Annotated in this window: 10 protein-coding genes; 6 read left to right on the top strand and 4 right to left on the bottom strand. The window is 63.9% G+C overall.

The annotated features are described in order from the left end of the window. The 6 genes from CDO44_RS03105 to CDO44_RS03080 form a co-directional block, all read left to right on the top strand. The coding region (locus tag CDO44_RS03105) for a phage tail protein (RefSeq protein WP_233146016.1) at window positions 1–1,394 on the top strand (1,394 nt) is incomplete at its 5' end. 15 nt (window positions 1,395–1,409) lie between these two features. Continuing rightward, the gene (locus CDO44_RS03100; RefSeq protein ID WP_060784893.1) at window positions 1,410–1,763 is read left to right on the top strand and encodes a DUF2793 domain-containing protein; all 354 of its coding nucleotides are present in this window, start codon (window positions 1,410–1,412) and stop codon (window positions 1,761–1,763) included. 63 nt (window positions 1,764–1,826) lie between these two features. Next, entirely contained in the window at window positions 1,827–2,129 is a 303-nt protein-coding gene (locus CDO44_RS03095; protein WP_087778826.1) for a DUF6127 family protein, read from the top strand. Beyond that, window positions 2,126–2,602 carry a hypothetical protein gene (locus CDO44_RS03090; RefSeq protein WP_087778824.1) on the top strand — a complete coding sequence of 159 codons (477 nt, stop codon included), beginning with the start codon at window positions 2,126–2,128 and terminating at the stop codon, window positions 2,600–2,602. Before CDO44_RS03095 ends, CDO44_RS03090 begins: the two co-directional genes overlap by 4 nt. Continuing rightward, entirely contained in the window at window positions 2,599–3,063 is a 465-nt protein-coding gene (locus CDO44_RS03085) for a lysozyme (RefSeq protein WP_087778822.1), read from the top strand. The genes CDO44_RS03090 and CDO44_RS03085 overlap by 4 nt, the downstream gene beginning before the upstream one ends. Before the next feature lie 79 nt (window positions 3,064–3,142). Further along, window positions 3,143–3,433, top strand: a complete 291-nt coding sequence (locus CDO44_RS03080) for a hypothetical protein (protein ID WP_087778820.1) — start codon at window positions 3,143–3,145, stop codon at window positions 3,431–3,433. Between the two features lie 6 nt (window positions 3,434–3,439). Here the strand turns inward: CDO44_RS03080 and CDO44_RS03075 are convergent, their stop codons facing one another. Genes CDO44_RS03075 through CDO44_RS03060 form a run of 4 tightly spaced genes read right to left on the bottom strand, consistent with a single transcriptional unit; the run spans window position 3,440 to window position 10,446 of the window. Next, window positions 3,440–6,439 (bottom strand): type I restriction endonuclease subunit R, encoded by a 3,000-nt coding sequence (locus CDO44_RS03075; protein ID WP_087778818.1) that lies wholly within the window; start codon window positions 6,437–6,439, stop codon window positions 3,440–3,442. After that, window positions 6,426–7,829, bottom strand: a complete 1,404-nt coding sequence (locus CDO44_RS03070; protein ID WP_087778816.1) for a restriction endonuclease subunit S — start codon at window positions 7,827–7,829, stop codon at window positions 6,426–6,428. The genes CDO44_RS03075 and CDO44_RS03070 overlap by 14 nt, the downstream gene beginning before the upstream one ends. Beyond that, window positions 7,829–10,198 (bottom strand): class I SAM-dependent DNA methyltransferase, encoded by a 2,370-nt coding sequence (locus CDO44_RS03065; RefSeq protein ID WP_087778814.1) that lies wholly within the window; start codon window positions 10,196–10,198, stop codon window positions 7,829–7,831. The genes CDO44_RS03070 and CDO44_RS03065 overlap by 1 nt, the downstream gene beginning before the upstream one ends. Window positions 10,199–10,242: 44 nt before the next feature. After that, the gene (locus CDO44_RS03060; RefSeq protein ID WP_087778812.1) at window positions 10,243–10,446 is read right to left on the bottom strand and encodes a helix-turn-helix domain-containing protein; all 204 of its coding nucleotides are present in this window, start codon (window positions 10,444–10,446) and stop codon (window positions 10,243–10,245) included. Between the last annotated feature and the right edge of the window lie 176 nt (window positions 10,447–10,622).

Here is a 10,622-nt window from a genome sequence, read left to right as displayed (position 1 = left end):
CGACCGACAAGAGTGTGTCGATCTCGGTGCAGGACATCGCCGGCATTGAACGGTCCCTGGGGGAAATCAAGGATGCCAAGGTCAGCTACGAGGGCGTGGCCAACGGCGCCTTAGCCGCACGCCTCGCAATGCGGGATCTGCGACAGCTGTCGTCGACTCTGGCGAAGATCACGCTGGTGGCCAACCGCACGGCCGCCAGCCTCAACATCGGCGACGTGTTCAGATTCTCCTGGCCCGAGCTGCGGATCGAGCAATTGATCCTTCGGGTCGCGCAGATCAGCTACGGGACGCTGGCCGACGGCCGGGTGCGGATCACCTGCGTCGAGGACGTGTTCGGCCTGCCCGATGCCGTTTATCTCGCGCCCGCCGAGAGCGGCTGGGTCGATCCCCGGCAAGCGCCTATCGCCGCGAACTTCGTGTCGTTGAGCGAACTGCCGTACTGGACAATTGTTCATGAGATGACGGGCGAGTCGGCCGCCGCCCAGGCCGAGATTGATCCGAATGGCGGGTTCCTGTCCGTGTCAGCGGTGCGCCCCTCAGATGCGGCGATCAACTACGCGGTGTTGACCCGGCAGGGCTCGGCGGCCTTCGAGAAGATAGGCGTCGGTGATTTCATCCCGTCCTGCGTGCTGGCGAACGACATCGGGCAAACCGAGACGGTGCTGAACGTGCTCTACGGGGTCGATCTGGATCTGGTCACGCTCAATACCTACGCGCAGGTCGGCAGCGAGTTGGTCGCCGTGAAAGCGATCAATGTGGCCGCCGGCACGGTGACGGTGGATCGGGGCGTGCTGGACACGGTGCCGGCGAAGCATTCGGCCGGCGCCCGGCTGTACTTCATCGAGGGCGGGCAGTTCTACAACACGAGCCAGTACCTGAACGGTGAGACGGTGCAGACCAAGGTGCTCCCCGTCACCGGGATGGGCGTTCTGGCGGAGGCGTCGGCGCCGACGATCAGCTACACGTTCGCCAAGCGGCAGATGCGGCCGTATCCGCCGGGGAAATTCCGGGTCAACAACCTCGACTACAGCGTGAGCTACATCACCGGGGAGGTAACGGTCAGTTGGGCCCACCGCAGCCGGGTGCTGCAGACCGCCTATCTGGTGACTCAAGGGGAATCGAACATCGGGCCGGAACCCGGCACGACCTACACCGTGCGGATCTATGGCGAGGCCGGCACGCTCAGGCACACGGAAACAGGCCTGACCGGCACGAGCTGGACCTATCCGATGGCCACTGAGATTGCCGAGAGCGGCCTGAATCGACCGAACGAAAAACTGACCGTCAAGGTCGAGGCGGTGCGCGACGGGTACACCAGCTGGCAGGCCCAGCAGATCGACATCCCCGAGTGCCGTGGCTACGGCATGTTCTACGGGGCAAGTTATGGGGAATGACACAAGGAGAATGACATGGCTGCACTGCAAGGCCCGAACCTGGGCGTGAACTACGGCTGGGCCGCCCGCGAGTCGGGGTGGAATACCGGGATGGATGCCAACCTGAAGCTGCTCGATGCGGTGCTGCAGCTGTCGGTGAAGTCGCGCGCGCAAGCCACGCCGCCGGCCTCGCCCGCTAACGGCGACCGTTACATCGTGGCGGCCAATCCCACCGGTGCCTGGGCCGGAAAAGCCGGCCAGATTGCCGTCCGCATCGATGCGGGGTGGTCGTTCTACGCCCCGAAGATTGGCTGGACCTGCTTCATCGAGGACGAGGGCGTGCTCTCAGTCTACAAGGCCTCCGGCTGGAGCCCTGGCCTCGCCTTCTGATCATTACTTTCGCCCACCTGAAACCCGCCCTCGAGGCGGGTTTCGCATTTCTGGAGACCACCCATGACTGAACCTGACAGCAAACCAGCGCTCGTCGAGAACATGCTCCTGCTGCGCAAGGAGGACTTCGACGAACTGCTCGACCGTGCCGCCGAACGCGGAGCCGAGCGTTGCCTCGCCCATCTCGGCCTGGAAAACGGCCACGCGGCGCGCGACATCCGTGACCTGCGTGATCTGCTGGATGCGTGGCGCGATGCCCGGCGCACCGCGTGGCAAACCTTCATCAAAGTGGTCACGACCGGCATCCTGGCCGCGCTGCTGGTGGGTGCCGCCATCAAGCTCAAGCTGATGGGAGGCTCGCAATGATCGAGACCTTGCTCGGTGGCCTCCTCGGCGGGGCCTTCCGTCTCGCGCCGGAAATCCTGAAATGGCTCGACCGCAAGGGCGAGCGCGGCCACGAGCTGGCGATGCAGGACAAGGCGCTGGAGTTCGAGAAGCTGCGCGGCGCGCAGCGGATGGCCGAGATCGGCGCGAGCGCGGATGCGGCGTGGAACGTCGGTGCCATCGAGACGCTGCGTGACGCCGTGCGGACTCAGGGCGAGAAAACCGGCGTGCGTTGGGCCGACGCGCTGTCGTGCAGCGTGCGGCCCGTGATCACCTACTGGTTCATGGCGTTGTACTGCGCGGCCAAGACGGCGGCGTTTGCGGCCGCCGTGACTGCCGGCACGGGATGGGGCGTGGCCGTCCTGCACGCGTGGACAGAGGCCGACCAGGCGCTGTGGGCCGGGGTGCTGAACTTCTGGTTTTTGGGTCGCGTGTTCGACCGGGTGCGGCCGTGATCGAGGTGCCGCAAATGGCCATCGATCTGGCCAAGCGCTTCGAGGGCTTCCACCGCGTGCCGAAAAACGATCCCGGCCGCGCGCACCCCTACATCTGCCCGGCGGGGTATTGGACGATTGGCTTCGGCCACCTCTGCGATGCCACACATCCACCAATCAGCGAGGCCGAAGCCGAGGTCTATCTGGCCCGTGACCTGCGGACGGCGCTCGCCGCCACGCTGCGCTACTGCCCGGTGCTGACCACGGAGCCGGAAAGTCGGCTCGCGGCCATCGTGGATTTCACATTCAATCTCGGCGGCGGGCGTTTGCAGACCTCGACGCTACGGCGGCGGGTTAACCAGCGGGACTGGAGCGCCGCCGCGATGGAACTGCGGCGCTGGATCTATGGCGGCGGCAAGGTACTCCCGGGCCTTGTATCGCGTCGGGAAACTGAGGCCGTTTGGCTCCTTCGCAACGCCTGAGATCGAACGGTTCGCAAGCACTTGGCTTCACGCCGAAACAGCGCGTTCATGTCATCTCCTTGATCACTGGAGTGCCGCTGTGAACGCACAATTCAAGAAGGCCATTATCGACGACGTCACCGCCGCGAATGTCGACGAGGCCCTGCAAGCCCATCTTCTCGACCTCTTCGAGTACGCCATGAAATCTGTCGCGCCCACACTGATACGCGAGGCCCGGTTTGACAGCGGCGATTTCGGCACGGCCAGCCAGCACGGCGGCGAAGGCTTCGCCATGCTGCTCAGCCGGGCCCATGCCAATTCCCGCGATGCATGGTTCGGCGCGTTCCAGCGCGGCGACCAACGCCTTGATGTGGTCGGGCACCTTGAGTAAACAGATTCACGCGCTGCCCTGCGGCGGCGTGGGTGGTGTTGCACCGGGACGATAGGTCGAATCGAACACCATGTCCGCCAGCCAGCGTTTGAAGTTCGGGTTGTCGCTGAACTGCTTGAAGAGTTCCGTGTGGTCGTCCAGCAGCTCCAACACCACGCGATTGAGCGCCTTGTCGTGCTCCAGCCGCGCGTTCTGCTTGCCTGAGTGAGCCTGCGCGTTCTGGTAGGCCTTGTCCTGCGCGACCCGTGCCGGAATCTCTTCGGTGACGACCTTGCGAATCTTGTCGGCGTCATGCCACTCGATGTTGCCGAACAGGTCGTTGAACTGCTTGATGATGTTCGACAAGCGATCCAGCTCCGGCTCGCCGCCACCTCCGCCACCACCGGGCGGTGGCGGCTCGACGAAGGCATCGGCGTCGTCCATGGCCATGCGCATCGAGGCCTGCGCCTGCGCGCGGTAGCTGTCCATGTCGATGGCCTCCAGCACACCCTTGGACAGGTCCTCCTCCTTGGGCGCGGGCAGCTTCGGGATCAGGAAGTTGAGGAAGATCGACAGCTTCTCCCATGCCGGGTGCCCGTAGGGCAGGATGGCTGAAAGGAACGAATAGCTGCGAACGAAGGCCTTCGCCTTGCCCTTGAACTTGACTTGATCGTCCTCGGAGAGCTTCTCGACGTACTCTGCTACGCAGGCATCCAGGATCGGGTCGAGCCGGTCGCGCTCGGCGCCGCCCAGGTACTGCGCAACGAGGTCTTCGACCTGCTGCCAGCTGTAGACCTGCTGTGCGTCCAGGTCGCCCTTCAGGTCGTGCAGCTTGTTCGGGTCGGTCTCCCCCTCCTGGATCGTGGCGCGGTAGTACTCCTGAAACGCCGCCTTCACGGCCTCCGCGTTGTCGGCGAAGTCGAGCACGAAGGTGTCGGCCTTCTGCGGGTGCGCCCGGTTCAGTCGCGAGAGCGTCTGCACTGCCAGCACGCCGGCCAGCGGCTTGTCCACGTACATCGTGTGCAGCAGCGGCTCGTCGAAGCCGGTGACGAATTTGTTGGCGACGATCAGGAAGCGATACGGCTCCTGCTTGAGCTTGGCCGGAATGTCCTTGCTCGGAAACCCGTTGAGATCGGCCTCGGTCTTCTTCGAGCCGCCCACCTCGAACTCGCCAGAATACGCCACGATGGCCTTGTACGGGCTCTTGATCTCGGTGAGGTAGTCCGACACCTCGCGGAAGTAGTCGATGGCCCGGGCGATGCCGTTGCATACGATCATCGCGCGGGCTTTGCCGCCGATCTTCTTGGCTCCGATCACCTGTTCGGCAAAGTGATCGACCATGATCTCGGCCTTGCGGCGGATGGCCTTGTCGTGGGACTCCACGTAGCGCCGGATCTTCTTCAGCGCCTTGGCCTTGTCCACCTCCGGGTCGTGCTCGACGGTCTTGGCGACGTGGTAGAAGCTCGACACCGGCGTGTAGTTGGCGATCACGTCGAGGATGAAGCCCTCCTGGATCGCCTGCTTGGTGGTGTAGGTCAGCTCCTCGGGCGAACGGAACTGCACCGTGTCGCCCACCACCTGGCGCTCGCCGAAAAGCTCCAGGGTCTTCGTCTTGGGCGTGGCCGTGAAGGCGTAGTAGCTGGCGTTGGCCAGCATCCTGCGGGATTCGATCAAGGCGTTGACCTTGTCCTCGACCGATTCCTCTTCTTCCTCGGCGCCCTCTGCCGCCTGGCTGGAGAGCGCCAGATGCATCTTGGCCGTGGTCTTGCCGCCCTGGCTGGAATGCGCCTCGTCGATCAGCAGCGCGAACTTCTTGTCGCCGAGGTCCCCCAGCTCGTCCAGGATGAACGGGAACTTCTGCACCGTGGTGACGATGATCTTCTTGCCCCGGCGCAGGAAGGTGCGCAGCTCGTCGGCGCTTTCCGAATGTCCGTAGATCGAAGCCACATGGTCGTAGGCCTTGATGGTGCGGGCGATCTGCGCATCCAGCGCGCGGCGGTCGGTGATGACGATGACCGAGTCGAACTGCGCCTGTGTGTCGTCCGCCGCCGTCTTCAGCTCCACCAGCTGGTGTGCCAGCCAGGCAATCGTGTTGCTCTTGCCGCTGCCGGCCGAGTGCTGGATCAGGTAGCGCTTGCCCACGCCGTCGGTGCGCGAACGGCGCAGCAGCGCGCGCACGGTGCGCAACTGGTGGAAGCGGGGAAAAATCTGCTTGCGCGTCCTGCGTTTGCGGCCATTGGTGTCTTCCTCTTCCTCCTCGATGACCTGCGCGTAGTTCTCGATGATGTTGGCCAGCGACTCCTTGGCCAGCACCTGCTTCCACAGGTAGTCGGTCCTCAGGCCATTCGGGTTCGGCGGGTTGCCCGCGCCGCTGTTCCAACCCTGGTTGAAGGGCAGAAACCAGGAGGTCTTGCCGGTCAGGTGGGTGCAGAAGCGCACCTCGGCATCGTCCACCGCCACGTGGGCGATGCAGCGGCCCAGCTGGAACAGCAGTTCGGCCGGGTTGCGGTCGGTCTGGTACTGCACCACGGCGTCCGCCACGGTCTGCTTGGTCAGTGAATTCTTCAACTCGAAGGTGAGCACCGGCAGGCCGTTGATAAACACCACCATGTCCAGCGCACGCTGAGACTCGTCGTTGCTGTAGCGCACCTGGCGGGTGACGCTGAAGAGGTTCTTGCCGAAGGCCTCGGTGGCGGCCGCGTTGCCCGGCGTCGGCAACAGCTTGTAGAGATCGACGTGTACCGGCCCGTGGTCCACACCCTTGCGCAGCACGTCCACCACCCCGCGCTTGGCAATCTCGCCTTGCAGCCGGTGCAGAAACTGGGTGCGCTGGATGCCGTCGGCGTCCAGGTTGAGCGTTTCGACGGCCTTCGGCTGCGTGGCCCTCAAAAAGGCGAGCAACTGGGTCAGGTCCAGTGCCACGTCGCGGTGGTAGTCCGCGGCATGGCCCTGCACGTAGCCGCGGGCGACCAGATCGCGCACGATCAGGGCTTCGAGACCTTTTTCGCTGGTGTCAGTTGTCGCCATCGGCTTCCTCCTCGTCGCTGTTGCCGGCCTCGTCGTCGCCCAAGGCAGCCAGTTCCTCGTCGCTCGCCGCATCGTCCGGGCCGGGCTGCCAGCCGCGCACGTCGATTTGGCCGGTGACCACGTCGGCAATCAGGCGGTCGCGGTATTCGCGGATCAGCTTGATTTCCTGCTCGGCGCGGGCGATGGCTTCGTCGAGCGGATGGCATTCGTCGGCGATCCAGCGGCAGATGGCTTGCTGTTCGGAGACAGGCGGAACTGGAATGAACTCGTTGGCAAGCACCCACGTGCCGATCTCCGCGAACGTCGTACCGTTTGCGAGAACCTGAAGCCGTTCCTTCATGCGAAGCAACAGCAGGTACAAGAAGTCGCTGATGGCGATATCCGACGCGGGCACCACAGCCTTGCAACCCTGATTCGTGCAAAGCTCAACTCGCGCGATGGCAACGTTCCCAACCGGCGCGCGTGAGGTGATGATGATGCTTCCGGGGGGCACAAGCGTAGCCGCGCAGGACTGCAAGCCAGCCGCCGTGATGGTACGCAGCGACGTGTGCAGGGAATCGGTTTTGCTGATGTCGCGTGGCGTCACCCAGACGATGCCGCCATCCCAATAGGAAGATTCGTCGCTTTTCGGCGTGGAGCCTCCAACGATTCGCTTCGTGGCGAACTTGAGTTTGAGAACCCCCCAATGCTCCGGCACATCGCCCAGCCATGCGATGCCGGAGGGTTTGAGCGGCGCGGCGGGGTTAAGGCCGCGCGTGACGGCGCGGTCGATGATGGCGAGCTTCTGTTCGGTGAGCAGCTTGATGAGCTCGCGCTTGGCGCGGATGAAGCGGGCGATGTGCGCGTCCTGCGCGCGCAGGTAGGCGACGATCTGGTCTTGCTCGGGGCGCGGGGGCAGCGGAATTTCCAGTGCCGCGAAGCGATCCGAGTAGAGGCGCAAGAAGCCTGACGTGCCAGTCCCGAGTCCCTTCGATTCCGAGCGAAACAACCCGCGCATTGGCCACGAACGAAACAGGTGGCCGAGATACTCGGGGTTGTCGTCTCGGAGCAAGCGGAATACGGCGTAGTCCGGGCTGACCAAACCCGGCTGGCGGTTACGGAAGAACATGGCGTTGCCCGCCTGCATCCGGTTCAACACTAGATCGTCCGGTTGTGCCTTCTTGTAGCCGATGAGATTCTCTGGGGCGATGCGCTTTACCGACACATCGTTGTGCGGCACCAGGCCCCGCTGCATACGCATTGACAGTAGCGTTTCCTCGCCGGTTTTCGAGCGGTCGTCGATCTCCCGCAAGAAGTTCTTGGCGCGCAGCATCGACCAGTGCTCCGGCACGCGCGGCAACCAGCGCGAATCAAGCGGCTGATACTTCGGATACGCGCTCGCCATCGCCATCACGCCGCCCCCACTATCTTCTTCAGCAAACCCTCGGTCTGCTGCTCCAGCGCGAGGATGTCGGCGCGGATTTCGTCGAGCGTGCGCAGCGGCGCGGGCTGGTAGAAATAGCGGGCAAAGGAAATCTCGTAGCCGATCTGGGTCTTGCTCCGGTCGATCCAGGCGTCCGGCGCATGGGGCAGCACCTCGCGCTCGAAAAACGCCTCGATGCCGCCGGTCTCCTTGAGCGGCACCTGCTCGGTGTCGCGCAGCTCCGGGTCGGGCTCGTACTCCACCAGGAAGCGATCGTTGCCGGCGGTTTCCAGCGTCACGCCATCATGGCCGGGCGCGAAGCGTTCGTTCTTTTTGAGTTTGGTGCGGCGGGCAATCACCGGCGGCGCGGATTCGTCACGCCAGCTCACGGCCTTGAAGATCGCCTTCTTTTCGGCGGCGGCCGGTTTCTTGCCGTGTCTGGCCATCGCAGCGTCGAAGCGCTCGCGGAACACGTTGTGGTCGTCGAAGACGCCGTCGCCCAGCTCCTGCCGCGCCAGCAGCGCGAGCTCGACGAGGGTTTTGTCGCGTTGCCAGGTCGCGGCGTCGAGGAGCTTCTTGCGGCGCTTTTCGGGCACCGCCTTTCTGGCGGGCATACTCTCGTCCTCGCCCTCGGACACTTCGTCTTCGTCGCCGTCGTCGCCCTTCAGCCAGGCTTCGATCTCGGGCTTGAGCTTGGCGAGCCGGGTGTAGAGCGCATCGCCATACCGGGCCCAAAGCTCGGCGCGCAGCGGCTCGTCGCCGCTGGCAAAGCGCAGGTTCTCGATGGCGGCACGCTTGAGCTGGCTCTTCAGGCGCAGCGGGCGTTCGACGGTGATCTTCCAGTAGCCGAAGTCGGCGTTGTCGAACCATTTGCATTCCGGCGTGTCTTGCGGCTGCCCGAGGTAGTGGTCGAGCACGCGCTGGATGTCGGCCTCGGTGAGCTCGCAATTCTTCTTGCCCAGGTTGCGGCGCAGCGGCTGGAACCAGCGGCTGGCGTCGATCAACTGCACGCGGCCCTTGCGGTGCTCGGCCTTGCGGTTGGCGAGCACCCAGATGTAGGTCGCGATGCCGGTGTTGTAGAAGATGTTGAGCGGCAGCGCGATGATGGCTTCGAGCCAATCGTTCTCGATCACCCAGCGGCGGATGTTGCTTTCGCCCTGGCCGGCGTCGCCGGTGAACAAGGCCGAGCCGTTGTGGACGATGGCGATGCGGCTGCCCAGGGGCGAGTTCTTCTTCATCTTCTGCAGCTTGTTCACGAGGAACATGAGCTGCCCGTCGCTGGTGCGGGTGATGAGCCTGAACTCCGGGTCGCCGCCGTGGCTCACGATGAAGCGCGGGTCGTTAAGGCCCTGCTTGCCGCCCATGCGCTCCAGATCGGTCTTCCAGCTCTTGCCGTAGGGCGGGTTGGAGATCATGAAGTCGAACTCGCGGGCGCGGAACTGGTCGGCCGAGAGGGTGGACTTGTCCGCCCCGCCGACGATGTGCTCGGCCTCGTCGCCCTCGCCCTTGAGCAGCAGGTCCGCCTTGCAGATGGCGTAGGTTTCGGGATTGATCTCCTGCCCGAAGAGGTGGATGGAGACTTCCTTGCCGTGGTCCTCCGCCAACTCCTGAAGCGTCTCTTCGGCGACGGTCAACATGCCCCCGGTGCCGCAGGCGCCGTCATAGAGCAGGTAGGTGCCGGACTGGATCTGGTCGGCCACGGGCAGGAACAGCAGCTTGGCCATGAGCTTGACCACGTCGCGCGGGGTGAAGTGCTCGCCGGCCTCTTCGTTGTTTTCTTCGTTGAAGCGGCGGATGAGCTCCTCGAACACGGTGCCCATGCCGTGGTTGTCCAGCGCCGGCAACTTGATGCGGCCGTCGACGTCCTTGACCGGCAGCGGCGACAGGTTGATGTCCGGGTCGAGAAAGTCCTCGATCAGATAACCCAGCACATGGGCATCGACCAGCGTCTGGATCTGGTCGCGGAACTTGAACTTGGTGAGGATCTCCTGGACGTTGGGCGAAAAGCCGTCGAGGTAGGCGATGAAGTCTTCGCGCAGGCGCTGGCCCTGGCTTGCGGCCTTGAGTTTGGCCAGCGTGAATTCGGAAGTGTTGTAGAAGGCCTGGCCAGCGGCCATCCGCAACGCCCCGTCCTGCTCGGCGACCTTGTTCTTGTCGAGGAAGCGTTTGCGCTCCAGCACCTTCTGCTTGGTCGGCTCCAGCACCGCATCCAGCCGCCGCAGTACCGTGAAGGGCAGGATGACGTCGCGGTACTTGCCGCGCACGTACACGTCGCGCAGGCGGTCATCCGCGATGTTCCAGATGAAGTCGGAGATCCATTTGATCTGGCTTTGGTCTTGTACTTTTCCGCTGTTCATATCGTCATGTTCTGTTCGCGCGGCACGGGCTGGGCTTGGGCATGTCAATCCTCATGGCCTTGCCTGCCCCCTTCGGTCTGTTCCGTGATCCACAGGTCGATTTCCTGGCGCCGGAAGCGCCAGGTGCCCCCGACCTTGAACGCCGGGATCTTCCTGGCCGCTGCCAGGCGGTAGACCGTGCGCTTGCCCACCTTGAGGTAGGCCGCCACTTCATCGAGCGTGAATATCTCTGCCGCGTCGTCTTTCATCGCTGTTTCACCCGGTGCCGAAAGTAGGCCGGCATGGTGGTAATCTTGGCTAGGGCGTGTTCACACTAAATGAATTTGCTCGTATACTTCGGGTATGGAAATCACCGAAGCCCAATATCAGCAGATCGAGCACTGTTTGCCGCGACAGCGCGGCAACGTCAGCCTGACGAATCTGC

It is taken from the genome of Pigmentiphaga sp. NML080357, from assembly GCF_002188465.1.
In the GTDB taxonomy this organism is placed as follows: domain Bacteria; phylum Pseudomonadota; class Gammaproteobacteria; order Burkholderiales; family Burkholderiaceae_B; genus Pigmentiphaga.
The sequence above is the reverse complement of the archived record's forward strand: the minus strand, read 5'-3'. Positions and strand labels throughout refer to the sequence as shown.